20 protein-coding genes, 1 tRNA gene and 3 pseudogenes are annotated in these 23508 nt (G+C 62.3%); 8 read left to right on the top strand and 16 right to left on the bottom strand.

All coding sequences use genetic code 11. The features are described 5' to 3' along the window. Window positions 1-45: 45 nt before the first annotated feature. Window positions 46-258 (bottom strand): Imm27 family immunity protein, encoded by a 213-nt coding sequence (locus tag V5G24_RS05395; RefSeq protein ID WP_394086234.1) that lies wholly within the window; start codon window positions 256-258, stop codon window positions 46-48. Window positions 259-393: 135 nt separating this feature from the next. Here V5G24_RS05395 and V5G24_RS05390 point away from each other — a divergent pair. Then, window positions 394-1175, top strand: a pseudogene (locus tag V5G24_RS05390) (IS5 family transposase). Between the two features lie 113 nt (window positions 1176-1288). Here V5G24_RS05390 and V5G24_RS05385 read toward each other — a convergent pair. Next, window positions 1289-2314: an aldo/keto reductase gene (locus V5G24_RS05385; RefSeq protein ID WP_394080279.1), complete on the bottom strand. Its 1026-nt coding sequence runs from the start codon at window positions 2312-2314 to the stop codon at window positions 1289-1291. 277 nt (window positions 2315-2591) lie between these two features. Further along, window positions 2592-3911 (bottom strand): hypothetical protein, encoded by a 1320-nt coding sequence (locus V5G24_RS05380; protein ID WP_394080277.1) that lies wholly within the window; start codon window positions 3909-3911, stop codon window positions 2592-2594. A gap of 253 nt (window positions 3912-4164) precedes the next feature. On the opposite strand from V5G24_RS05380, the gene V5G24_RS05375 reads away from it, so the two are divergent. Beyond that, the gene (locus tag V5G24_RS05375) at window positions 4165-4431 is read left to right on the top strand and encodes a helix-turn-helix domain-containing protein (RefSeq protein ID WP_394080275.1); all 267 of its coding nucleotides are present in this window, start codon (window positions 4165-4167) and stop codon (window positions 4429-4431) included. 594 nt (window positions 4432-5025) lie between these two features. On the opposite strand, the gene V5G24_RS05370 is transcribed toward V5G24_RS05375, so the two are convergent. Further along, window positions 5026-6399 (bottom strand): amidohydrolase family protein, encoded by a 1374-nt coding sequence (locus V5G24_RS05370; protein ID WP_394080273.1) that lies wholly within the window; start codon window positions 6397-6399, stop codon window positions 5026-5028. Window positions 6400-6490: 91 nt separating this feature from the next. Here V5G24_RS05370 and V5G24_RS05365 point away from each other — a divergent pair, with 91 nt between their 5' ends. Then, window positions 6491-6919 carry a winged helix-turn-helix transcriptional regulator gene (locus V5G24_RS05365; RefSeq protein ID WP_394080271.1) on the top strand — a complete coding sequence of 143 codons (429 nt, stop codon included), beginning with the start codon at window positions 6491-6493 and terminating at the stop codon, window positions 6917-6919. Between the two features lie 292 nt (window positions 6920-7211). Here V5G24_RS05365 and V5G24_RS05360 read toward each other — a convergent pair. The 3 genes and pseudogenes from V5G24_RS05360 to V5G24_RS05350 all read right to left on the bottom strand — a co-directional run bounded on the left by V5G24_RS05360 (window position 7212) and on the right by V5G24_RS05350 (window position 8950). Beyond that, window positions 7212-7715, bottom strand: a pseudogene (locus V5G24_RS05360) (DUF302 domain-containing protein). Window positions 7716-7790: 75 nt separating this feature from the next. Beyond that, window positions 7791-7982 (bottom strand): annotated as a pseudogene (locus V5G24_RS05355) (alpha/beta fold hydrolase); the annotation flags it as partial. Window positions 7983-8179: 197 nt separating this feature from the next. Continuing rightward, the gene (locus V5G24_RS05350) at window positions 8180-8950 is read right to left on the bottom strand and encodes an alpha/beta hydrolase (RefSeq protein ID WP_394080269.1); all 771 of its coding nucleotides are present in this window, start codon (window positions 8948-8950) and stop codon (window positions 8180-8182) included. A gap of 203 nt (window positions 8951-9153) precedes the next feature. Between V5G24_RS05350 and V5G24_RS05345 the strand changes: the two genes are divergently transcribed. Further along, a complete protein-coding gene (locus tag V5G24_RS05345; RefSeq protein ID WP_394080267.1) occupies window positions 9154-10116 on the top strand; it encodes an AraC family transcriptional regulator in 963 nt (320 codons plus the stop codon). A 643-nt stretch (window positions 10117-10759) separates the two neighbouring features. On the opposite strand, the gene V5G24_RS05340 is transcribed toward V5G24_RS05345, so the two are convergent. Continuing rightward, window positions 10760-11680, bottom strand: a complete 921-nt coding sequence (locus V5G24_RS05340) for a LysR family transcriptional regulator (RefSeq protein ID WP_394080265.1) — start codon at window positions 11678-11680, stop codon at window positions 10760-10762. A 134-nt stretch (window positions 11681-11814) separates the two neighbouring features. On the opposite strand from V5G24_RS05340, the gene V5G24_RS05335 reads away from it, so the two are divergent. From V5G24_RS05335 to V5G24_RS05325, 3 genes are all read left to right on the top strand, one after another. After that, on the top strand, window positions 11815-13041 hold the full coding sequence (locus V5G24_RS05335; RefSeq protein WP_394080263.1) for an MFS transporter: 1227 nt from the start codon (window positions 11815-11817) through the stop codon (window positions 13039-13041). Between the two features lie 42 nt (window positions 13042-13083). Continuing rightward, window positions 13084-13857, top strand: coding sequence for an SDR family NAD(P)-dependent oxidoreductase (locus tag V5G24_RS05330; protein WP_394080261.1), 774 nt, complete (start codon window positions 13084-13086; stop codon window positions 13855-13857). A gap of 515 nt (window positions 13858-14372) precedes the next feature. Then, a complete protein-coding gene (locus tag V5G24_RS05325; protein WP_394080259.1) occupies window positions 14373-15074 on the top strand; it encodes a DUF938 domain-containing protein in 702 nt (233 codons plus the stop codon). A gap of 38 nt (window positions 15075-15112) precedes the next feature. Here V5G24_RS05325 and V5G24_RS05320 read toward each other — a convergent pair. Together V5G24_RS05320 and V5G24_RS05315 are read right to left on the bottom strand one after the other, a co-directional pair. Beyond that, window positions 15113-15197, bottom strand: a tRNA-Leu gene (locus tag V5G24_RS05320). A gap of 70 nt (window positions 15198-15267) precedes the next feature. Then, a complete protein-coding gene (locus V5G24_RS05315) occupies window positions 15268-15654 on the bottom strand; it encodes a HesB/IscA family protein (protein ID WP_394080257.1) in 387 nt (128 codons plus the stop codon). Between the two features lie 175 nt (window positions 15655-15829). Here V5G24_RS05315 and V5G24_RS05310 point away from each other — a divergent pair, with 175 nt between their 5' ends. Next, on the top strand, window positions 15830-16756 hold the full coding sequence (locus tag V5G24_RS05310; protein ID WP_394080255.1) for a formate/nitrite transporter family protein: 927 nt from the start codon (window positions 15830-15832) through the stop codon (window positions 16754-16756). Between the two features lie 393 nt (window positions 16757-17149). Here V5G24_RS05310 and V5G24_RS05305 read toward each other — a convergent pair whose 3' ends face one another. The 6 genes from V5G24_RS05305 to sufB form a co-directional block, all read right to left on the bottom strand. Continuing rightward, the gene (locus V5G24_RS05305; protein ID WP_394080253.1) at window positions 17150-17614 is read right to left on the bottom strand and encodes a VOC family protein; all 465 of its coding nucleotides are present in this window, start codon (window positions 17612-17614) and stop codon (window positions 17150-17152) included. Window positions 17615-17620: 6 nt separating this feature from the next. Beyond that, window positions 17621-17995: an SUF system Fe-S cluster assembly protein gene (locus V5G24_RS05300; protein ID WP_394080251.1), complete on the bottom strand. Its 375-nt coding sequence runs from the start codon at window positions 17993-17995 to the stop codon at window positions 17621-17623. After that, the gene (locus V5G24_RS05295; RefSeq protein WP_394080249.1) at window positions 17992-19239 is read right to left on the bottom strand and encodes a cysteine desulfurase; all 1248 of its coding nucleotides are present in this window, start codon (window positions 19237-19239) and stop codon (window positions 17992-17994) included. Before V5G24_RS05295 ends, V5G24_RS05300 begins: the two co-directional genes overlap by 4 nt. A 388-nt stretch (window positions 19240-19627) precedes the next feature. Beyond that, on the bottom strand, window positions 19628-20968 hold the full coding sequence (sufD, locus tag V5G24_RS05290; protein WP_394080247.1) for a Fe-S cluster assembly protein SufD: 1341 nt from the start codon (window positions 20966-20968) through the stop codon (window positions 19628-19630). A gap of 10 nt (window positions 20969-20978) precedes the next feature. After that, complete coding sequence (gene sufC / locus V5G24_RS05285; RefSeq protein WP_394080245.1) at window positions 20979-21734, bottom strand: Fe-S cluster assembly ATPase SufC; 756 nt, start codon at window positions 21732-21734, stop codon at window positions 20979-20981. Window positions 21735-21879: 145 nt separating this feature from the next. Beyond that, on the bottom strand, window positions 21880-23349 hold the full coding sequence (gene sufB / locus V5G24_RS05280; protein ID WP_394080243.1) for a Fe-S cluster assembly protein SufB: 1470 nt from the start codon (window positions 23347-23349) through the stop codon (window positions 21880-21882). Window positions 23350-23508: the final 159 nt, after the last annotated feature.

Here is a 23508-nt window from a genome sequence, read left to right as displayed (position 1 = left end):
ACTCTGGACGATGGGTTGCTGCCTAGGTTCTGTTGACAAAGTGGCTCATCGCCACTGCTCGGGCGCTGTCAGGGATAGTTCGCGAAGGCGTCTTGGCCCTCCGCCGTGCATCTCGCTCTGGGGATAGGATAGTTCCCAAAAGCTGCCGGTCGCGCGATGTCGATAGAGCTTGCGCCAGCCCCCCTCCGTTGCTGCGAGATGGATCAGCTCTGTTGACAGGAGAGCATCGATTTCGGCTGCATCCCCCTCAATGCTCATTCGCGTGCCTCGCATAATCCATTGATCTGCCAGGTCTGCGCGATCGGGAGGAACGATTTCGGATCCGACCATCATCAAAGGATTCCAAGTTCGCATTTCCCATGATTCAACCCTCCTCCCCCGAAGGAGGCAATCATGAATCGCGGTGATGTGACGGACGAAGAGTGGACGATCATCGGCGCGTTGCTGCCTGCCGAGCGTGGTCGGGGTTGCCGTCCGTCCTACGACAATCGCACTTTCTTGAATGGCATGCTTCACGTGCTGCGCGTTGGGTGCCCGTGGCGAGACATGCACGAGCGCTACGGTAAATGGAACTCGGTCTATGTCCGGTTCCGGCGCTGGGCCGAGCAGGGCGTGTGGGACGCCTTGCTCCAGACCTTGGTCGATCTCGGGCTGACCGACGACTGGCAGCATATGATCGACAGCACCACCGTCCGGGGCCACAGTCAGGCCGCCGGCGCAAAAGGGGGACTCATAAGGAGGGTTTTGGTCGAAGCCGCGGCGGCTTTACGAGCAAGATCCACGCCCGCGCGGACGGTCAAGGACGCCCTCTGGGTTTCGTTCTGACCGGCGGCGAGACGTCGGACTACGAGGCCGTGCCGGACCTGTTCGACTTCGATGTTGCCAAGCCCAGGCTGATGCTCGCGGACAAGGGCTATGATGGCGATGAAGTTCGGCAAAGCCTGCTCGTCCACGGCATCTTGCCTGTCATCCCGCCCAGATCAAACCGGCGAGAGCCGGTCGCCTGTGACTTCCAGAGCTACAAGGACCGCAACCGTATCGAGCGCATGTTCAATCGGATGAAGCAGTTCCGGCGCATCGCCACTCGATACGACAAAACTGCGAAATCCTTCCTCGCCTTCCTCAATCTCGCCGCCGCCAAAATCTGGCTACCGGCCTTTGTCAACAGAACCTAGGCCAGGGCTTTGCTTTCGCCAAAGGCGTCAACCGCACGGCAGCACCAATGCTCCTGCGCCGACAAGGTCAGGGCGTGGCTGGGGGCTACGCCGAATCGAGGCCGCCCCGGTCACTATGAGGCCGGGGCGGCAGGCAGTGAAGCGTTAGCCTCAATCAGCTTTTCCTGTTTGAGCTCGGCCCAGAAGGCGACCGGGATCTTCGCCTGCATGGAATTATAGTCTTCCAGGATCTGCTGGTCGCTGCGCGCGCCGACGACCAGGGCGACGGCCTCTGATCCCGCTGCGGAGAACTGCAAGGCCGCAGTGCGCAGATCCACCCCATGGCGCGCAGCGATGGCGCGGAGCTTTTCGCGCTTTTCGATGACCTCCCGAGGTATCTTGAAGTTCTCCTTGCCATAATTGTAGCGCGGGCTGCCGGAGATAAAGCCAGCATTGAGCGACGAGCCAATCACCAGCGAGACGTTCTTCTCGCGTGCGGCCGGAAACACTTGATTGAGCGCATTGGCGTGATCAATCAGGGAGTATTGACGAGCGCACAGACAGACGTCGGGATCCGCGTCCTCGATCACCTTCAGAATCGCATAGGGCGTGTTCACACCGACACCCCAGGCGCGGATGACGCCCTCGTCGCGCAATTGCGAGAGCGCCGGGAAAGCGCCTTTGCGCGCGATCTCGTATTGCTCCTCCCAGCCGTTCGGAAAATAGGCAAAGTCGGGCGACAGATCGTGGACGAAGGCGATGTCCAGGTGGGAAACGCCAAGGCGCTGAAGACTATCCTCGATCGAGCGACGCACGCCGTCGGCCGTGTAGTCGATGACCAGATCGTTGGGCGAGTCCGAGAGCGGAAAGATCTCAGCGTGACGGTTGTTCTTCGACGCCTTGAAAAGCTTTCCGACCTTTGAGGATAGGAGATAATCGTCCCTGCTCTTGTTGTGCAGGAAGTGACCGAAACGACGTTCGGAGAGACCGAAGCCATACCAGGGCGCGACATCATAATAGCGCACGCCTATGGCCCAGGCCGTCTCCAGCGTCGCTTCGGCCTCCTTATCGGTGTGCTTGTCGAACTCGTTGCCGAGCGGCACGCCGCCCAGACCGAACTTGAACTCGGGCTTGAAAATCTGCTTTGCGCGGTTGGTCATCGGGTGTGCTCCTGTCGTTCGGGATTGGGTGGCGGCGCCGGCCATTGGCGGCATCAGTATTCCGCGCGCGGCAACGGCGGCATCGCAGAAAATTCTCGTCGATTATTCGCAGAATACAGCATTGGCCTGTCCTCTTTGCAGGATCAACCTGGCGGGCAAGGTCCGCCAGGGCGTCGCAGGAACCGCCGATAATCCACCCGGCTCCCGTCGGATTCCGGAAGGGTAACGCTCCAGCGGCCGCCCGAGTGCTGTGATGGCAGCTCGGTTGAACTGTGAGTCATACGTAACTGGCGAGAACGTCCCGGCAATTCTCGAGCAAATTGGCGAGGGGGCGCTTGCTGATCAGCGATATGTTGAGCGCGCCATGGACCGTACAGCAGCCGATCGTCTGGGTTTGGGGACCGCCGCCGTCCACTCCCGTTATGATCGAGGCGATGCGTAGATGGCCGAAATCGGAACGGGGTCTGTAAGAGGCATAGTTGGTTATCATCAGCTGATACTGGATCGGGCTCGCAAGAACTTTTTGCAGGAATGCCGCCGCGGTGACTTCCTCGCTGGTGAGCGCGTCCATCGCCTCGATGAACGCCAACCTCCCTGCCGGGCTGCGGCCAGGGGCGATCCCTTTTTGGGCGGTGCGAGCGATCTCCCAGAAGGGGCGATCCGAGATCGGATTCAGGTGGGTCACGATCGGCATGGTCAACATGCCGGTCATATCGCCGCCCTCCTCGAGTGCGGGCCGAACATTGTGAGCGGTATTGCAGTTGAGTCCCTTGTCGGCCCAATCGGGCACGCTGCGTGCCCCAGAGATCTGAAACGCCGCCATAAGGGCGCCATGCGGGGTGGTGCCATTTGCTCGCGCCCCCTCTTCGAGGCGAATGGTCAGCGCCCGATCGAGCACCAGATGACGCACGTCCGCCGTCCCCACAGAACGGGCCGTTGACACCGGGTCTGAGCTGCCGGCCCCTGCGCCCTCGGTAAGTGTCGAGGTATATGCACCATGGGGCGGTGCTCCGACCAGCTCGCGCAAGCTGGTCCACCGCTGCTCCTTGTTCCTGCTTGGTTCGCCGCCGACGATTGCCAGGAGCTCTTGCAGGAGAAGCAGTGTTCCCATTCCGTCATACAGGCTGTGGTGAGCCGAGAGAATGAGAAGGCACTCGTTTGGCCGGTGGAGGATTTCCAGCCTCACCATATCGACGCCAGCGTCGGCAAATGGCCGGGCTAGTGCGCTCTTCGCCAGCATCTCGAGCGTGACGATCACATTCCAGTCGGTGATGTAAAGCGGCGAGTCCCGGTCGGTTTCAACGAAGTGCGGTCGCTTACCGAGCGCCTTTTCCACTCGTGCACGTAGCAGAGGGTTCGTCCGATGGAGCTCGCGCCATGCTTGCACCCAGTCGTCCCTGTGAGTAGAACCTGTCAAATGGACAGCGTGGATATGCAGTGTTGGTGCGACCCGCTCCATGTAGAAGAAAAATTCTTCAAAGGAGTCGAGATCGCGGCCGACAAAGACCGGATTATTTCTTGCGCACATCGTGATAGTCCCGTTTGTCCGGATACGAAACCAGAGCCAGCGGCTCGGCGGCTCCGCTGTCACCTTCAACTGCGGCGCCGCTCCGCAATATGGTGAGATGCCGGGCCTCGACCTAGCCTGATCCGCCCTGATAGTTGCCCGATCCTGCCGAGCTGCATTTGGTGGTCCGCCACCGAGGATAGAGCGCGAGACCTTCATGCTGGAGCGGCCGAGCGGAACATAGTCCACTGCATTCTCCTCTCGGTGATGAGATTTGTTCAGGAACGCCCGGTCGTCCCACTTCGTTCTGTGAGTTCTGCTCAATACTGCCTTGAGGTGGGTGATGTCTGGTTTCGAGCGCGCGCTGCTGGCAGATCTCAGTGTGTTCATGACCATCGTTCGCCGCGGCAGCACGACCCAGGCAGCGATCGAACTTGGGGTAAGTCCCTCGGCGCTCAGTCATCGCCCGCGCAAGCTGGAAGCCCATCTCTGGATACGCGCCTTCTTAATTGATTCAGTCGCTCAATCCGGCCGACGGAAGCGGCCGCCCAACTGGCGTCGCAGCTTGAAACCGGATTCAGGACGATCAGCGACGCGCTGGCGACATTGACTGCCAGTCGGCAGCCCCCGGCTGGCCGGTTACGGTTCAACATCCTTCGTGACGCCGCGCGGCTCGCACTTAGTCCCGCAATGCCGCAGTACGTCTCCAAGTACCCGGCTAGGTATCTGGACGTCGTCGGTGTGACCGCTTCGTCGATATCGGCGCGAAAGGCTTCGACGCCGGGGTCCGTTATGGCGATCGCGTGCCGGGCGACATGATCGGGATCGCCCCCACCGAGCCATTGGAGTGGGCCGTGGTCGGTTCGCCGACGCCGATCGCGCGGACGCGTCGCCCTCGTAGTCCAGGATCGATTTCGCCTACTGGCTGCGGCGGCTCCGGAAGGCTGAGGCAGGCGAGCTGGAGATCGTACTTCCTGAATGGGTATCTGACAGGCCGCCGTTCTTGATCTACTATTCAAGTCGCCGGCAACCGCCATCAGGCCTGCGGCAGCCATCGACACCATTCGTCTCACCGAAGGGCTCAGCCCACTGTTCGACGACGCCACTCCGCCCCCGCGCCACCTGTTCACCCTGGTGTTAGATCGACAGACCAAGATGGAGGCTCGCCGCAAGGCACGCCTGCGTGAGCGCAACCTTCCGGCCGTCAGCGGCCAGTCCATGCCGGCTGCTTCTCGCGGCTGAGCGGCCCGAAGCTCGAGGCGAGCGGGTTGCGAACGTGGCCGACGGACGACAACAGATGATCCTGCGATGCTTCGACGCGGCGCCGGAGCCCCTCCAGATTCAGATCGACCATTTGCCCGTCTCGCTTGCGGAAGCGGCCTGCGACCATCACGTCGCTGATGTTGGAGCGGTCGGCACCGTGGACGATCGCTCCGGCGGCGTTGTTGGTGCCCAACAGGCTGATCCCGTCGGTCCGCACGAGGATAAGATCGGCCTGTTTGCCCGGCGTGAGGCTGCCCGTGCGATGATCAAGCCCCGCGCAACGGGCCCCGTCGATGGCCGCCGCCCGCAGCAGGTCTTCAACCCGTACGGGGGCTGGCGCCGCTTCATCTCCGGCGTAGCGCCGGCTTTGTGCGGTGGCGCGCTGCAGGGCGAAGGCCACGCGCAATTCCGTCGGCATGTCGCCGCCATAGGCGGTTTCCAGGTCGGTGCCGATGCCGGGGCGCATGCCATGATCCACCGCCTGCTGCCAGGCGAAGACCCCGTCGGCGAGGGCATATTGGGCATCCGAACGCGGATCGACGGTCACGCGCACGTCCCGCTCGGCGAAGGCGCGCCAGGTCGCCTCGGGCAGGCTGGTGCAGTGGTTAAAAATCTGGTCCGGGCCGAGCTGATCCTCCAGCCCGTCGAGCATGGAGGCCATCGGTCCAAGAAACTCGATGAGCATGCGCAAGTCTGTCTCGCGCGCGAAGGCCCAAATGCCGGGATCGGGCGTGCAGAATAGTCCGAGGGTGAGCAATTGGTCGCTCGATGCGAACCGCGCGCTCTTCAGCCGCTTCAGATCGTGTGGCCAGTGCTCCGCCCAAGCGCCGACCAGCGGCTTGCCGGGCATGTGCAGGGCGCGGATGCCCGCGTCCTGCAACGCATCGAGGCATGCGTCGGTATGCTCCGGGCTGCGGGCGTTGTGGGAGGCATCCACGATCGTGGTCGTCCCGGCATCCAGGCTGCCAAGCGCCGTCAGCAGATTGCCGACATAATGATCCTCGGGCCGATAATGCGGCGCCAATGTGAGGTGCGTATCCTGCACATAGGCGTCGAGCGTGTCCACGTTGGGCATGAGTTGGCGCAGCGTGCCCTGCCAAGCGTGACGGTGCGCATCGACAAAACCCGGCATGAGGATGGCGCGCGATGCGTCGATGGTGTCGGCGTCCGCGACGTCGAGGCCGGCTCCGATCGCGGCGATCCGATCGCCGTCCACGAGCAGATCGGCGTTGACGATATCCCCGATCGCCGGATCCATCGAAAGAATGGTCGCGCCCTTGAACAGGGTGCGCGGTCGTTGGGTGCTTGCGGTCACGCGTGTCTCCTTGCAATGACCGACTAGTATCAAATCGATACCAGATGTACATTACGCACGTTGACGGCACTTGGTATCACTGGAGTTACTCATGTCCGATACCATCGATCCCGAGCTGCGGCGCGACCGCGTGCTGCTGGATCTCATCGCGGACAAATGGACGCTGTTGGTGCTGGGATCGCTTTGCGATCACGCGGGCGTTCGCCGCTTCAACGCGATCCGGCGGGACATTCCCGACATCTCGCAGCGCAGCCTCGCCTCGTGCCTCCGTCGGCTGGAGAGGAACGGGCTGATCCGCCGGCGTGTCATCGATGGGCGACAGCTTGGGGTCGAGTATAGTTTTACGGAGCTTGGCTATTCGCTCGACGAGCCCGTCACCACGCTCCTCCTTTGGACGGCGAAACATGCAGAGGGCGTTCGTGGGGCGCAGGATAGATATGATGACGAAGTCGGTCAGCATCGCGGGGAAGGCGCGCAGTCAAAACCAGCCGATCCGCAGAATGAGACGGGTCGGAATTGAGGTACTCGGAGCTGTTCTCCTGGTTCCAAGTTCGGCGCCCGTTCTGGAAACGCCGACGAAATTTATCCTGGATCGCGATCTATACTTCGTGGTTCAGAAAATTTACCACGGCTGGGCATTCTCCAGAATCGCCATCGTCCTAAGGATTGCGACTGATCTATAGGAGTGTATTTTCGCCGCCTGGACAAGCCATGCGTGTTGATTCTTTCGTCTGACTCGCGTCACGCCGTTGCCTTCTCACGTTGCGCGATTTTCGCTATGAGACGCTCACTTTCACCGGGCGAAAATGTCTTCAGGAAGTTAGTCCTACATATTCCCGCAGCAAGCTTGTGATTTTCGCATCGCGATTGCGGGCGACGGCAAGTGCTTCTGCACTTCCATACGGCATCAAGTAGCTCTCAATCCTATCGTACTAGATATGAACGCCATCGAGACATTCATCGATAAGGACAGTAACAGGCGCGTAGAATCCAGCATCGGGAACGTGCTTGAACATTTCTTTCATTATGAGTGGCTTTCCCACCAGAAATCGCATGCTGTTAGGAGTCCGCGAGCCGGTCTCACAGCGCAGATCGGCGCCGAGGTCGAATTCCGCGAACAGCATGAGGCCTGTGCGGCCGAGCGCACGGTGCACAAGGCGCTCCAGATCAGCGAAGGAATGTACTGCCCTCGTCGCGTCGAAAAATTCGATTATATCGCGTTTTCCAATTGCCGATTTGAGCGCGGCCACAACGGCGTCGAAGGGCTTGTAACATGTGAGGCTGAAACGCTCCGCTGCGACCACAGCGATTGTCATGTTGGTCTCAGCAACAACTCGTATGGATAAAAACGTCTGATTGCCGGATGGCGCCGGGGATCATTCCGCCGCCGGTTACCTTTCCAGGAAGGTCCGGACGTGACTGACGAACGTTTCGTGGTGCTGGAAGAGCGCACCATGGCCGGAATCGGGGTAGAGGACCATCTGGGCGTTGCTGAGTTCCTTGAACATTGCGTAGGCATTGTTCGCGGGCAGCATGGTATCGTGGCTGCCACTGACCACAAGAGTCGGCTGGCGGATAGGGCGCCGTTTCTAGTGTGGAGGCGCCCTGGCTCGCGGTGTCAATTTCAGTCATGTCATCCTCCGGATGCTTGGCATAGATAATCGAGATGGAGTGACAGTTGCGGTTTTGACCAGGTCTGAGCCGCTCGCGGTGCAAGGCATTCCGTAGCCCGCCGAGCAAGCGTGGCGCTCCCGGCACGAAAGTGCCGGGAGCGGTGTGGTCAATTCACGAGCGCGGCCTTTTCAATCACGGCCGCGACTTCCTTGGCATGAACGACGAGCGAGGCATGGCTGCCCGCGACTTCCGTCGTCTGCGCCTTCATCTCGGTCGCGAAGAATTTCTGCGCCTCGGGTGCGATCACCTTGTCCTTGGTACTGATCACGTAAAACGTGGGTTTGTCGCGCCATGCGGCCGTATCGACCGGCGCCTCGAACGCCGTGTGGTTCAACGGAAGCTGATGGTTGGCCAGGGATTCTGCGATCTTTGGGGGAAGATCAGCAGCGACTGCCGACGGAAATACCTTGGGATCGATGTAGAGGTTGCCCTTGGCGTCGGGATGGATCGCAGCGGCACCCTCGGTGGCCGGTCCGCTCTTGGCCAGGGTCGCCAGAGATTGTCCCACGTCGGGTGCGAATGCGGAGACGTAAACGAGCGCCGAGACCTTGGGGTCGTTACCGGCCTGCGTGATGACGACACCGCCCCAGGAGTGGCCAACAAGAACGGTCTTGCCCTTCTGTTCCGCGAGCGCCCGCTTGGTTGCATCGACGTCCGCTGCCAGCGAAGTCAGCGGGTTTTCGACGAGCGTAACGTTGTAGCCCTTCTTCGTCAGGATATCGGCAACCGGCTTCCAGCTCGTCTGGTCGACGAAAGCGCCATGGACGAGGACGATATTGTGTACCGTCCCCTTGGGCAGCTCAGCAGACTGGGCGGAGGCGGCAAATGCCGCTCCGGCCACGAGAACGGCGGCAGTCGAGAGGAGAAGATTTCGCATTGATTGTTCCTGTTGAGACGACGGACGATGCTTACCTGCGGAAGGCAGGCGCGCCTGCGAGTCGCGGTTCGTCCATCTGCGATGAGATAACCGCGCGACACGTCGGGCTGCTGTGACGTGAGATGGCGCAGAGGACCCCGGACGTTAAGGCGTCAATCGTCCAAATATTGTGTCCGACCGTCCGTTGCATTAACATCCAAAGGATGGACATCCTCGCCCAAGTTCTCGATCGCGTGCGCCTCGGCGGGACACTGCTCTTCCACTTCGAGCTGGGACATCCGTGGAATCTGGCGTTGCCACAGCGCCCCTACGCCCTGTTCCACTATCTCAGTCGTGGTTCAGCGACCCTTGCACTCGAACAGGGACAAGAACTCCAGATGACCGCGGGTGACTTCGTCGTCATCTCGCGCGGCGAGCCCCACAAGTTTTATTCGGATCGCCGGACGCCACCATTTTCGGTCATCGACCTCGATCGATCTTCCGCGCATCTCGGCGTTGTTCATCACGGCGGCAGCGCGCAGCCGTATTCGACGATGATCTGTGGCAAGTTCACTGTGGCGCGGCCCTCACGCGGCAGCGTGTTGGAATTACTTCCGCCCGTGCTTCTTCTGAAGCCGGCGGAAGACGGCGCGTGGCTCGAAGCGATTCTGCGGCGCATGGTGAGCGAGTCGGCGCATGAGCGGCCCGGCCAAGGTGTCGCGCTCTCACGCCTGACAGAAGTGCTTTTCGTCGAGGTGTTGCGCAACTGGGTCAAGTCTCTCGCCCCCGGAGAAGGGGGGTGGCTGGGGGCGATGGCGGATCCGCACATCGGGCCGGCGCTTCAGTTAATCCATGACCGACCGGATCGCCCCTGGACTCTCGACGACCTCGGGCAACGTGTTGGGCTCGGTCGTTCAGCGTTTTCGGCTCGCTTCACCAAGCTCGTTGGCGAGTCCATGTACCGTTATCTGATCGCACGTCGGATGTCGGAGGCTGCGTTTCTGCTCGAAACAAGCGACGATGGGATTGCACGGATTGCGAGCCGTGTCGGCTACGAGACTGCGGCCGCATTTTCGAAACTGTTCCATCGACATCACGGCCTATCGCCTGGGCGTTACCGAGCCGTTCGCCGCTCTGACGGTGGCCGAAAGCAAAGGAGCCTTCCTGAAGCAGAAGTCGTTGGTTGATCTCAACGAAACTAACACCCATGCCATTTTGTCATCGTCTATGGTCTTGGTGGACGCTTTGAAATTACGGGCACCGATGATGACGGTATTTCTGCGACGATCCGATCCCGCCCTTTAGGCAGAGACCTCGAAAATCGAGCGATCGATGTCGATAGTGCACGGAATTTTTTGGGCCAGCGTCGCCCCTGAAAACCCGGCAAATGCATAAAGCTATGTCTTTGACCGTATCTTTCACGGCATACGCATCCAGAAGTTTTATTCTTCAATCATATCAGCTTCTTAGGGTAAAAAAAATTAGAGTGGGAGTGAAATATTGCGTGAGCTAGCGCAATAAATCGAAATCATTGTAGAATATACGATTATTTTCGGCCTCGATAAACATCATATAACGCGCATCATCAAATAACTCGTCGCGCACTAGCAAAATAGTGCAATATTTAAACTTCTATACCATGAGATACGTAAGACACTGCAACAATACAACCGGTTTGAAAGCATCTTTTTCGGTACGTTTATTGAGCTTAGTGACTGAAGGAAGAAGTGCCGCCGCCCGCTTTTTTTTTGCGCATGACGGTAAAGCGCCCACCGCAGCATTCGTCTTAGCGAATTCACGTCGTTGTTCATTGTCGAGACTCGACGGCAGCTAACTTACGCTCGGCGGTTCATTCCCCGCGAGTTCGGCGCAGAAATCCAGGAAGGCGCGGACCTTGGCCGCCGGGTGGCGACGGGATGGGTGAATGGCAAAAAGCGGAAATGTCTCATCCGGCCAGTCAGGAAAGAGATCGACCAGCGCGCCGCTTGCGATCCAGTGCCCGATGCCCAGGGACATGACCTGCGCCACACCGACTCCTGCGAGACAGGCCTGCAGCATGGTGTTGACATCCGTCAGCAGGAGCGGACCACTCGTCGGGACAGGCAGGATCTGCTTGTCGCGCTGGAATTCCCATTCGAAGGGCCGCCCCGTCAGAGGATTGCGGAATTGGATGCAGGCGTGATCGGAGAGATCCTCCGGCCGTTTCGGCTTGCCGTGTGCTTCGAGATAGGAAGGCGCCACCACCGTCAGGATGCGCGTCTCCAGCAGGAGCCGTGAAATCAGCGACGACGACGGCTGTGGTCCGAAGCGGACAGCGACGTCCATGCCTTCCGAGACCAGATCGCCAACATCATCGCGGGTGTGAATCTCGATCTGCAACTCGGGGTAACGCTCTAAAAAACTGCCGAGATGCGGCGCCAGCACCAGCCCGGAAAAGAACGGATCGACATTGACCCGCAAACGGCCACGTACCGCGCTGGCGGCCCCGGATGCGGCGCCCGCCGCTTCTTCGATACCTTCCAGATGCGAGACGACGGCCTCGTAGAACCGCATGCCCTCATCGGTCAGGTGCAGCGATCTGGTCGTCCTGTCGAACAGCCGGATACCCAGCCGGTTTTCCAGCCGCGAAATCGACCGGCTGACCCCGGACGGGGTGAGACCGAGCATCTCGCTTGCACCTGCAAACGTGCCTCTTTCGACAACAGCAGCCAGCACGCCAACGCCGGACAGGATACGACCGTCAAAATTCATCCTCGACTCCCTGGATGTCTCCGGCGCATATCAGGCGATACATGACTTTCAGTCATGATTTATACGACAAATCGACGTTATGAGCACCAATAATTCTCCGGCATGTTTGGTCAAACCCAAACCGGAGATTTGACATGGCTGAACACGCTATTCATCAGCATCAGGGAGAGCCCACCCCCACGAGCGCCTTTATAGGTGAAATCAAACGGCGCTCGCCTCTGGCCGAAGCGCTTGCCGTTATTGCCCTCTCACTGGGAACATTTGCCTTCGTCAGCACGGAATTGATGCCCATCGGCATCCTGCCCCAGATGGCGGAAGGCGTCGGTGTGTCGCTCGGACAAGCCGGTTTCCTCGTCACAGGGTTTGCCCTGCTCGTTGCGATGGCGGCGACGCCGCTCACGGCCGCCACCCGGCGCTGGAACCGCAAGTGGTTGATGCTCAGCCTTCTTCTGGCCTGCACCCTCGGCAACGTCCTTACATACTTTTCCCAGAGCTATCCGATGCTCTTGGCAAGCCGGTTGATCGTCGCCGCTGCCATCGGCATCTTCTGGTCGACGGCGGCCAGCATGGCGGTGCGGATCGTTCCCGAGAAACACGCTGTTCGGGCCACGTCAGCGGTCTATGGCGGCCTGGCGCTCGCCTCCGTGCTCGGCATTCCCGCAGGCACCTTCCTGGGCAATTATGCCGGCTGGCGCATCGTCTTCGTCGTGCTCGCGATCCTCTCCTTCGCCGTCTTCATCAAGATGTGGCTGACCCTGCCCGATCTTGCCGCGAGCCATGACGGCAATCACTGCACGGTCGCCGAGGCATGGCGGGAAAGGCCCCTGCGCGCGGCGGTCTGTGTGACGGCACTGATCATGACGGCGAATTTCCTTGCCTTCACCTACATCGCGCCGTTCCTCGAGCAGGTGACGGGCTTTCAGACCTCATGGATCGGCGGCCTGCTGCTGGCCTACGGCGCCGCGGGGCTGGCCGGCAATTTTGGCGTCGCGCCGATCATGGCGCGTGGCTATCGGCCAACGCTCTTCGTCACGATGATCGTCCTGATCGCCAGCTTTGCCGCTCTCACCTTTGCCGGCGCGAACCAGGGGCTTGTTATTGCCCTGCTCCTCATCTGGGGCGCGGCTTATACTGCCTTGCCGGTTCTCATGCAGACCTGGGTATTCAAGGCGGCAGCCCATCTGGACGGACCGGAGGCGCCGTCCTCGCTCTACGTTTCCGCCTATAACGGCGCGATAGCGGCGGGTGCGCTGGTCGGAGGGGTGATCGTCGATCACGCGGGACCGTGGTCGATCATGCCGATCTCAGCGGTCATCGGCATTCCCGCGCTGCTGATCGCGCTGAAACACGCGCCGAAATGACCCCCCAGCAAAGCAAGATTCAACACGCCAAGGAGAAGATCATTGGCACGCATATTCATCACCGGTTCCTCGACCGGCCTTGGGTTCATGACGGCCTCGTTGCTGGCGGAGGAAGGCCACGAAGTCGTCCTGCACGCACGAAACGACGAGCGCGCCAAGACCGCCGTGGACGCGCTGCCTGCGGCACATGCGGTGGTCGGGGGCGACGTCTCGACCATTCGCGCCACTAGGAGGCTTGCCGAGAGTGCCAACCGGCATGGCCCCTATGATGCGGTCATCCACAATGTCGCCATTGGCTATCGCGAGGCGCGTCGCATCGAGACCAGTGATGGGTTGCCCCATGTCTTCGCCATTAACACCCTGGCGCCGTTCATTCTCACGGCGCTGATGGAAAGGCCGGAGCGGCTTGTCTATCTCAGTTCTGGCCTGCACCGCAGCGCGTCGTCCGATCTTGAGGACGTCACCTGGACGAAACGTCGGTGGGACGGCATGCAGGCCTACTCGGAAAGCAAGCTGCACGATGTGCTTTTGGCCTTTGCCGTTGCCCGCCGTTGGCCGGATGCCCTGTCGAACGCTCTGGAGCCGGGCTGGGTGGCAACACGCATGGGCGGTCCGGGTGCGTCCGATGATCTCGACCAGGCCCACCGGACACAGGCCTGGCTTGCAGTCAGCGACGATCCGGCCGCGACGGTGACGGGGCGCTATTTCTATCACATGCAGCCCCGCGAGATTCATCCAGCCTGCCGGGATACCGACCTGCAGGAGCAGTTGATCGAGATCTGCGAACAATTGTCAGGGCTGAAACTCGGCCTCTGATCACGCATCGACGTTAGTGAGCAACATCGAAGAAAACAGTCCCTATTGTGCGCACGCGGAGGACAGTATCCGCATCGCGATCGTCTATCATTCGGGCTATGGCCACACCGCTCGGAAAGCGGTGGGGTGGCGGAAGGGGTGCTGGCGGCTCGCGGCTCCAGTCCTCCGCTCCTTTCCCTCGAAGAAGCGCCGCAGCGCTGGGATGATCTCAATGCCGCGTACGCGATCATTTTCGGCGCGCCGACCTATATGGTGCGGCCTCGGCGTCGTTCAAAGCATTCCAGGAAGCGACCTCAAAAGTGCTGCCGGCTGGAGGCTATCTTTGGAAAGACAAAATCGCCGCTGGTTTGACCAATTCCGGCGCGCGAGCCAGTATCGGCTGAACGCGCGACGGGAGACCGTGTATCTCGGGAAGTATCTTGCTCTCGCGAGCTATGCCTGGATGCACAGCGGGCGATCGCGGACGGGCGGTCGCTATCGAGAAGCAGCGGGAGAAGCGCCGGATCAAGGAAGCCATGAGCTTCCGCAGTTTCGACGAAATGTGGCTGGTCAACGCGCCGAATGGGCCGCGATTTGAGGACGGAACTGAAATGCGCTGCGAACCCGTGGAAATGCTGGCCGACGGCCTGATCGTCAGTCCATCGGCGGAACGAAACAAGGGACCGATCGCTCAGTTTCTCACGCGCCTGTTACCTGCGCAGGGCGAAGTGCTGGAGGTCAGCAGCGGCACCGGGCAGCATGTGCTTCATTTCGCCCAGGCGATGCCGCACATCCGCTGGCGGCCGACCGAGCGGGATGCAGGTGCGTTGAAATCCATCGCGATCCGGCTTGGGCAGACACCCCTGCCCAACGTCGATGCGCCCTGCCCTCTCGACGTCCACGATGCGGTCTGGCCGGCCGAGAACGTGGCGGCCGTGGTGTGCATCAACATGATTCACATCGCCCCGCCCTCGGCGACGCAGGCCTTGTTGCGCGGCGCGGGCACGGTCGTCGCGCCAGGCGGCATCCTGTTTCTCTACGGTCCCTATCGCCGGGAGGGACGGCACACCTCGCCCGGCAATGAAGCTTTCGACGCGCGGCTCCGGGCAGAAAATCCGCAATGGGGCGTCCGCGATCTGGAAGATGTGGTGCAGCGCGCGCACGACCTGGGCTTCGATCTGGACCAGGTCCACGACATGCCCGCGAACAATCTGTCGGTGATTTTTCGCAAGCGCTGAAGCCCGCCGCCGTCTCACGACTGCCTTCAGGACCGGACTGGTGCGGACGGCGGGACTCGAACCCGCACGCCTTGCGGCGCAAGATTTTAAGTCTCGTGCGTCTACCGATTCCGCCACGTCCGCCTTCAACTGCGCGGACCTTATGCGAGAGCTTGCGTGCCGACAACCATTCCAGTGGTGGCGCGCTGGCGCTTCAGGCGCGGCCTTCCAATTGCTCGGTGGTGACGGGCGTAATCGCCACCGACTCGCCGCAGCCGCAGGCCGAGGTCTGGTTCGGATTGTTGAACACAAACTGCGCCGACATCTTGTCGGTCTTATAATCCATCTCGGTGCCCAGCAGGAACAGGATCGCCTTGGGATCGACGATCACCTTCACGCCCTTGTCCTCCACCACCTCGTCGCGCGGGGTGATTTCGGGCGCGTAATCAAGGGTATAGGACATGCCGGCGCATCCGCCGTTCTTGACCCCCACGCGTACGGCTTCGGCCGGCGGTTCCGAGCGCGCCATGATCTGGCGAATGCGTTCGGCGGCGGCATCGGTGATGCGCATGACGGGCGGGCGGGGACGAGGGGCAGCCATTCTTCACAACTCCAAACCACGCCGGTTCAAGGCCGGCGGATAAGTGCATCTAAAATGGGGTACCCCGACGCTCCCGGCAAGGGCTTCGCATGTGGGCCTTGCGCGTGGACGGCGGAGGACCGCCATGCAACCGAAACCGGGCTGCGGCGTTCAGCTTGGCAATAGGAGGCCTGGCATGGCGGGACGCACGACGGCGGAGGGGTTAGAGGACCCGGCCGAGGGTCACACCCTGGAGGAGGATGCGCCCAAGGATCTCTCCGCGCAGGAGCATGCGCAGGTGGAGGAGCATCGCAACCTGCGCCCGCTGGCGGTCTATGAGGTGATCCGGCGCGAAGGGGTGGACGAATTGCGCCGGCCGGTGGCGAGCCTGTGGTGGTCGGGGCTCGCGGCCGGGCTGTCCATCGGCTTTTCGGTGGTGGCCGAGGCGGCCCTGCATGCCCATCTGCCCGATGCGCCGTGGCGCCCAATCATCGAGAGCATCGGTTATTCGCTCGGCTTCCTGATCGTGATTCTCGGGCGTTATCAGCTGTTTACGGAAATCACGCTGACCGCCGTCCTGCCCGTTCTGGCGGAGCCCACGCGCGCCGCGCTGGCGGCGCTGGCGCGCATCTGGGCCGTGGTGTTCGCCGCCAATATGGTTGGCACGGCGATCTTCGCCGCCCTGCTCTCCACCCGCTTGATCCTGCCGGCCGAGATCGATGAAGCGATCCTCGCCATTTCGCGCGAGCTTGCGACGCTTACCCCTATTGATGCCCTGCTGCGCGGCATCGTCGCCGGCTGGCTGATTGCAACCGTGGCCTGGCTTTTGCCGAGCGCGGAGCATTCGCGCGTCATCATCATCGTTGCGCTGACGGGGCTGATCTCGCTGCTTCAGCTGTCCCATGTGGTCTCGGGATCGGTGGAGATTTTCTATCTCGCGGCGCGGGGCGAAATCGGCCTCGGCAAAGCGCTGGGTGGGTTCATCCTGCCTTTGCTGATCGGCAATGTGATCGGCGGATCGGCCCTGTTCGCCTTGCTGGCCTATGGGCAGGTGAAGGACGAAATGAAGGACGAGGGGGCGGGAAAACCGCCTGCACGCACGGCCGGGCGCCCCAAGGTTTGAAAAATGTTTCACGTGAAACAATGACTTAGCGCGGACGAACAGGGGTTTCGTGACGCTTTACCGCGCCCTTGCGGCGGACCAAACCGGCATTTCGGGCGAACGTTCGGCCAACTCTTCGGCGACGCGGATGATTCCGGGACCGATCGACATTCACGGCTTGCCATCGTCGCGGGAGACATCGTCATGCACGGGCTTGTCCCGTGCATCCACGCGGCACCGCTGGCACCGGTCTTTCAAGGCACACACGGGCAGCCCGGCATGGATGGCCGGGACAGGCCCGGCCATGACGACCGGTGAAAGAAAGACAATCGCGCGCACCCAACCTCAGGCGCCTCGACCATCCACCACGCCGCTGAATAGCGATCGGACCTATTCCGCCGGGCGCGGCCTGCATCAATAATTCGGCCACAGGCCCGGCGTGGCGAGCTCCAGAAGCGCGCCGTCGGGGTCGCGGAAATAGAGGCTCACGCCGCCCTTGGGCCAGACCATCTCGCCTTCGATGGGGATGGCATGGCGCGCGAGATGGGCGCGCCAGTCCGCCAACGTCTCGGCGGCGATGGCGATGGCCACATGCGCGCGGCCGGCTGCGTCATGGGGCGGAATGGTGCCGCCCGGCAGGGTCACGGTCTCGTTCGCGGCGCCGCGCTTGAACAGGAGCAGCACCGTACCACCGAGGGCATAGGCGCGGAACCGCGCGTCGGCCAGCATGGGGGACAGGCCGAGCACGCCTTCATAGAAAGCGGCGGCGCGCGCCAGATCCGCCACATAAAGGCCGGTCTCCAGGACCGGCCCCAATGGCGGCGCAAGAGGAGGCGCACCCGGGGGCGCAACGGGCGGCGCGAGAGGATCGCCCGCCACGGCCGCTCACCACAAATTCAGCGTGGCGCGGGCTTCTTCCGACATGCGGCCCTGGTCCCACGGCGGATCGAAGGTGATTTCCACCGTCACGCCGCCGATGCCCTCCACCGTGTTCACTGCGTTTTCCACCATGCCCGGCAGTTCGGCAGCCGAGGGGCAATTGGGCGTGGTCAGCGTCATCTCGACCGCGACCGAGCGGTCGTCGGCGATATCCACCTTGTAGATCAGCCCCAGCTCGTAAATGTCGACCGGGATTTCGGGGTCATAGACGGTCTTCATGGCCGCGACGATGTCGTCGGTGAGACGCGCCAGTTCGGCTTCCGGAATCGTGGATTTGATTTCCGGGGCGTTCGGGGTGTCGTTAAGCGCCGTTTCCGTCATGCGAACAGATCCTGCGCCTTCAGCAAGGCCGCCGCAAGGCGGTCCACATCGGCGCGCGTGTTGTAAAGGGCGAGTGAAGCCCGGCAAGTGGCCGTGGTTTCATATCGGGCCAGAAGCGGCTGAGCGCAATGGGTTCCCGCGCGCACCGCGACGCCATAGCGATCCAGCACGGTCGCAACGTCATGGGGATGGGCGTTCTTCATCTCGAACGAAATGATGGCGCCCTTGCCCGCCGCCGTGCCGATGATGCGCAGGCTGTTCATGGCGCCGAGCACCTCATGGGCATAAGCGGAAAGCTCCCGCTCATGGGCCTCGATGCGCTCGCGGCCGAGCGAATTCATATAATCCAGCGCCGCGCCGAGGCCGATGGCCTGGACGATGGGCGGGGTGCCGGCCTCGAAGCGGTGCGGCGGGGTGGCGTAGGTCACGCGATCCTCGCTCACTTCCCGGATCATCTCGCCGCCGCCTTCGTAAGGCGGCATCTGGGCGAGCAGATCGAGCTTGCCGTAGAGAATGCCGATGCCGGTCGGCCCATAGAGCTTGTGGCCGGTGACGGCGAAGAAATCGACATCGAGGTCCCGCACGTCCACCGGCATGTGAACCGCGCTCTGGCACCCATCCACCACCACTTTCGCGCCCACCGCATGGGCGGCGCGGGCGATCTCCTTGATGGGCGTCACCGTGCCGAGCACGTTCGACATCTGGGTGATGGCGACGATCTTGGTGCGCGGGGTCAGCAGCTGCTCGAACGCCTCGAAATCGAACGAGCCGTCCTCGCGCACCGGCGCCCATTTGATCACCGCGCCCTTGCGCTCGCGCAGGAAATTCCAGGGCACGATATTGGAATGGTGCTCCATGATGGAGAGCACGATCTCGTCGCCCGCCTGGATCGACTGGCCGAGCGAACTCGCCACCGTGTTCAGCGAACCGGTGCCGGAGCGGGTGAAGATGATTTCATCGATGCTGGCGGCATTGAAGAAGGCGCGGATGGTCTCGCGCGCGCCCTCATAAGCCTCGGTCGCCGCATTGGCGAGATAATGCAGGCCGCGATGGACGTTGGAATATTCGAACTCATAGGCGTGGCGCATCCGGTCCAGCACCTGCGCCGGCTTCTGGGCCGAGGCGGCATTGTCCAGATAGCTCAGGGGGTGGCCGTTGACCTCCATCGACAGCGCGCGGAAATCGGCGCGCACCTTCTCGACGTCATAGCTGCCGTTGGCCACTGCGGGATGCGTCTCAGTCATTCGGATCATTCCTTGCCGGATAACCCCCTCTCCCGCTTGCGGGGGAGGGTTGGGGTGGGGGCTGTCTCGGCGACGTACTGGCCGCGCCAATGAAGAACCGCACCTTCCCCCTCCCTAGCCCTCCCCCGCAAGCGGGAGAGGGGACCTATAGAACCTTCACCCTCCCCCGCAAGCGGGAGAGGGAATTCACCGTTCTTCCGTAAGCGGCGTGGAGGGAACGATTGCCCCCTCTCCCGCTTGCGGGGGAGGGTTGGGGTGGGGGCTGTCTCGGCGACGTACTAGCCGCGCCAATGAAGAACCGCACCTTCCCCCTCCCTAGCCCTCCCCCGCAAGCGGGAGAGGGGACTTCGCGACCGTCACGCTCGGGCGGAGAGGGAAGCTCGTCAGCTCACGCCGCGCGCGTCTTCAGCCACGCCTCGGCACGGGCGATCAGGCTATCGCGCAGATCGTCGTTTTCCACGAATTCCAGCGCCTCGCCCACGAACGCCTGGATCAGCATGGCCTCGGCTTCTTTCGCCGGGATGCCGCGCGCCTTGAGATAGAACAGCAGGTCCTCGTCGAGATCGCCCGCCGTCGCGCCATGGCCGCACTGCACGTCGTCGGCGAAGATCTCAAGCTCTGGCTTGTTGTCCATCTCGGCGGTCTCGCCGAGCAGGAGCGCCTGGCTCATCATGCGCCCGTCGGTCTTCTGCGCGTCCGGGCGCACCACGATCTTGCCCTGGAACACGCCGTGGCTCTCGTCTGCCAGCACGGTCTTGAACAATTCGCGGCTCTCGCAATGGGCCACCGCATGGTCCAGCAGCAAGGTCACGTCGGCATGCTGGCGGCCCTTCAGCAAGGTCACGCCGCGCAGGCCGGCCTGCGAGCCGGTGCCGGAGAAGCGCCCGTAGACACTGAGCCGCGCCACCTGCGCGCCGGAGGTGAGGCCGAAGGTGTGGAACTTCGCGTCCCGACCGATATCGGCCATGAAGGTGCCGAGGTGGATCGCCTTGTCGCCCTCTTCCTGAAGGCGGATATAATCCACATGGCTGTCGTCGCCGGCGAACAGCTCGATGGCATCGTTCTGCTGATAGGCGACGCCGGCGCGGCCCTGGAAGCTTTCCACCAGGGTGAAGCTGGCGCCCACGCCCACATCCACCAGGCTGCGGGAATAAGTGGCGGCCGCATCGTCCAGCGTGAACACGTGGGCGATATGGAGCGGCCGCGCGATCGTCGCGCCATCCGCCACATGGATCACCAGCCCCTCGCCGAGGAAGGCGGTGTTGAGCGCCAGCGCGCCGTCATAGCGCTGCGGCGCGAGCGTGCCGAGCTTCTCCACCGCGCCGTGCCCCTTGGCGATGGCGCTCGAGAGCGGCATCACCGACAGGCCGGGCTCCAGGCCCACCAGATCGGAATGCTGGCGCGCCAGCACGCCGTTCACGAACACGATGCGCCGCGCGCCGGGGAAGCTGACCGCGCGCAGATGGCCTTCCGCCGCCGCGCCGTCGCCGAGCGTCGTGATGGGCGCGAACGCATCCCGCATCAGGGCGCGCAGGTCGGTGTATTTCCACTCCTCCACCCGGCGATGCGGCAAGCCGTTCTCGCGGAAGGCGGCGAGCGCGGCTTCGCGCACTTCGCCGATGCGGGCGGCAAGCGGGCCGCTCAGCGTGTCCTGCGCCACGCGCGCGTCCAGGGTGGCGAGCAATTGGTCTTCGGCGGCCGTTCGGACCGGCTGGTTATGGATGGTCATGATCCGATCCTCACGCCGCGTCCTGGCCGTAGCCGGCATAGCCGGAGGCCTCCAGCTCGTGCGCCAGCTCCTTGCCGCCGGTCCGCACGATGCGGCCCTTGTGCATCACATGCACCACGTCCGGCACGATATGGTCCAGCAGGCGCTGGTAATGGGTGATGACCACCATGCCGCGCTCGGGGGAGCGCAACGCGTTCACGCCCTCGGAGACCACCTTCAGCGCGTCGATATCGAGGCCGGAATCGGTCTCGTCCAGGATGCAGACCTTCGGCTGGAGCAAGGTCATCTGCAGGATTTCGTTGCGCTTCTTCTCGCCGCCGGAGAAGCCCACGTTCACCCCGCGCCGGAGCATGTCCTGGCTGATGCCGAGGTGGCCGGCCTTTTCCTTCACCAGGCGCAGGAATTCGGGGGTGGAGAGTTCCTCTTCCCCGCGCGCCTTGCGCTGTGCGTTCAGCGCCGTGCGCAGGAAGGTCATGGTGGCGACGCCGGGGATCTCGATGGGATATTGGAACGCCAGGAACAGGCCGGCGGAGGCCCGCTCTTCGGGCGCCATGTCCAGCAGGTTCAGCCCGTCCAGCAGCGCTTCGCCGGCGGTGACCTCATAATCCGGCTTGCCGGCGAGGACATAGGAGAGCGTGGACTTGCCGGAGCCGTTGGGCCCCATGATGGCGTGCACCTCGCCGGCCTTCACGGTCAGGTCGAGGCCCTTGAGGATCTCGTTGTCGTCGATGCGGGCGTGCAGATTCTTGATTTCGAGCAAAGCCATGTTCGTTTCCATTCGTCACACTGCGGCGGCCGGAATCCGCGCGGCCTCTTCGGCCTCACGCGGAACGGCGCCGCGACATTTCAGGTCGGGCGGCGGGCCGCGCCCCGCATCGGGGCACGGCGAGGGGCGGGCTGTTCGGCGGGCCTCAGCCCACCGAGCCTTCCAGGCTCACGGAAATGAGCTTCTGCGCCTCCACGGCGAACTCCATGGGCAGCTGCTGGAGCACGTCCTTCACGAAGCCGTTGACGATCAGCGCCACCGCCTCTTCCTGCGAGAGACCCCGCTGGAGGCAGTAGAACATCTGGTCCTCGGAGATTTTCGAGGTGGTCGCCTCGTGCTCGAACACCGCGCTGGAATTCTTGGCCTCGATATAGGGCACGGTGTGCGCCCCGCACTTGTTGCCGATCAGCAGCGAGTCGCAATTCGTGAAATTGCGGGAATTGGTGGCCCGGCGATGGGCCGTCACCTGCCCGCGATAGGTGTTCTCCGAATGGCCGGCGGCGATGCCCTTGGAGATGATGCGGCTCGACGTATTCTTGCCGAGGTGGATCATCTTCGTGCCGCTGTCCACCTGCTGGTAGCCGTTGGAAATGGCGATGGAATAGAATTCGCCCTGGCTGTTGTCGCCGCGCAGGATGCAGCTCGGATATTTCCAGGTGATGGCTGAGCCGGTTTCCACCTGGGTCCAGGAGATCTTGGAATTGTCGCCCCGGCAATCGCCGCGCTTGGTGACGAAGTTGTAGATGCCGCCCTTGCCGTCCTTGTCGCCGGGATACCAGTTCTGGACGGTGGAATATTTGATCTCGGCATCCTTCAGCGCCACCAGCTCGACCACGGCGGCATGCAGCTGGTTCTCGTCGCGCTGCGGGGCGGTGCAGCCTTCCAGATAGCTCACATAGGCGCCTTCGTCGGCGATGATGAGGGTGCGCTCGAACTGCCCGGTGTTCCGCTCATTGATGCGGAAATAGGTGGACAATTCCATGGGGCAGCGCACGCCCTTGGGGATGTAGACGAACGAGCCGTCGGAGAACACGGCGGTGTTCAGCGTGGCGTAGAAATTGTCCGACACCGGCACGACCGAGCCGAGATACTGCTTCACCAGCTCGGGATGCTCGCGGATGGCTTCCGAGATGGAGCAGAAGATCACGCCCGCCTTGGCGAGTTCCGCCTTGAAGGTGGTGGCCACCGACACGCTGTCGAACACCGCGTCCACCGCGATGCGGGGCGCGCTGCTCTCGATGCCGAGCAGGGCCTCGCGCTCACGCAGAGGAATGCCGAGCTTGTCATAGGTGGCGAGGATTTCCGGATCGATCTCGTCCAGCGACTTCGGCCTGGCCTTGGGCTGGGAGTAATAATAATAATCCTGGAAATCGATTTTGGGATAGCTGACCCGGGCCCAGGTGGGCTCTTCCATGGTCAGCCAGCGCCGATAGGCGTCAAGGCGCCATTCCAGCATCCATTCCGGCTCGTTCTTCTTGGCCGAGATATAGCGGACGGTGTCTTCGGAAAGGCCCTTCGGGGCCTTCTCGCTCTCGATATCGGTGACGAACCCGTATTTGTACTGGTCCACATCGATCGATCGGGCGAGATCAACCGTCTCCTGAACTGCAGGCATCTTCTCGTCTCCTCTCCCGCGCGGGGTCAAGGCCCGCGGGTCAAGTCCTTCGGCGAGGGGATGGCGCTGCCCTGAAGGCGGCCGCCATCCTGTTCCCGCCACGCTGTGCTTGGAGCATTTCCAGATCTAAAAAGTCGAGAAACTTTTTCTGGAATTACT

The sequence above is a fragment of the Roseixanthobacter finlandensis genome (genome assembly GCF_043195105.2).
In the GTDB taxonomy this organism is placed as follows: domain Bacteria; phylum Pseudomonadota; class Alphaproteobacteria; order Rhizobiales; family Xanthobacteraceae; genus NCEH01.
This window is presented reverse-complemented; position numbering and strand designations above follow the sequence as displayed.

Bases quoted from the DNA above. Each gene is read 5' to 3' on its own strand.
- sufD (WP_394080247.1), bottom strand. From the start codon at position 20,968: ATGACCATCCATAACCAGCCGGTCCGAACGGCCGCCGAAGACCAATTG.
- V5G24_RS05385 (WP_394080279.1), bottom strand. From the start codon at position 2,314: ATGACCAACCGCGCAAAGCAGATTTTCAAGCCCGAGTTCAAGTTCGGT.
- V5G24_RS05300 (WP_394080251.1), bottom strand. From the start codon at position 17,995: ATGACGGAAACGGCGCTTAACGACACCCCGAACGCCCCGGAAATCAAA.
- V5G24_RS05335 (WP_394080263.1), top strand. From the start codon at position 11,815: ATGGCTGAACACGCTATTCATCAGCATCAGGGAGAGCCCACCCCCACG.
- V5G24_RS05365 (WP_394080271.1), top strand. From the start codon at position 6,491: ATGTCCGATACCATCGATCCCGAGCTGCGGCGCGACCGCGTGCTGCTG.
- V5G24_RS05295 (WP_394080249.1), bottom strand. From the start codon at position 19,239: ATGACTGAGACGCATCCCGCAGTGGCCAACGGCAGCTATGACGTCGAG.
- V5G24_RS05325 (WP_394080259.1), top strand. From the start codon at position 14,373: ATGAGCTTCCGCAGTTTCGACGAAATGTGGCTGGTCAACGCGCCGAAT.
- V5G24_RS05395 (WP_394086234.1), bottom strand. From the start codon at position 258: ATGAGCATTGAGGGGGATGCAGCCGAAATCGATGCTCTCCTGTCAACA.
- V5G24_RS05350 (WP_394080269.1), bottom strand. From the start codon at position 8,950: ATGCGAAATCTTCTCCTCTCGACTGCCGCCGTTCTCGTGGCCGGAGCG.
- V5G24_RS05345 (WP_394080267.1), top strand. From the start codon at position 9,154: ATGGACATCCTCGCCCAAGTTCTCGATCGCGTGCGCCTCGGCGGGACA.
- V5G24_RS05315 (WP_394080257.1), bottom strand. From the start codon at position 15,654: ATGGCTGCCCCTCGTCCCCGCCCGCCCGTCATGCGCATCACCGATGCC.
- sufB (WP_394080243.1), bottom strand. From the start codon at position 23,349: ATGCCTGCAGTTCAGGAGACGGTTGATCTCGCCCGATCGATCGATGTG.
- V5G24_RS05310 (WP_394080255.1), top strand. From the start codon at position 15,830: ATGGCGGGACGCACGACGGCGGAGGGGTTAGAGGACCCGGCCGAGGGT.
- sufC (WP_394080245.1), bottom strand. From the start codon at position 21,734: ATGGCTTTGCTCGAAATCAAGAATCTGCACGCCCGCATCGACGACAAC.
- V5G24_RS05375 (WP_394080275.1), top strand. From the start codon at position 4,165: ATGTCTGGTTTCGAGCGCGCGCTGCTGGCAGATCTCAGTGTGTTCATG.
- V5G24_RS05340 (WP_394080265.1), bottom strand. From the start codon at position 11,680: ATGAATTTTGACGGTCGTATCCTGTCCGGCGTTGGCGTGCTGGCTGCT.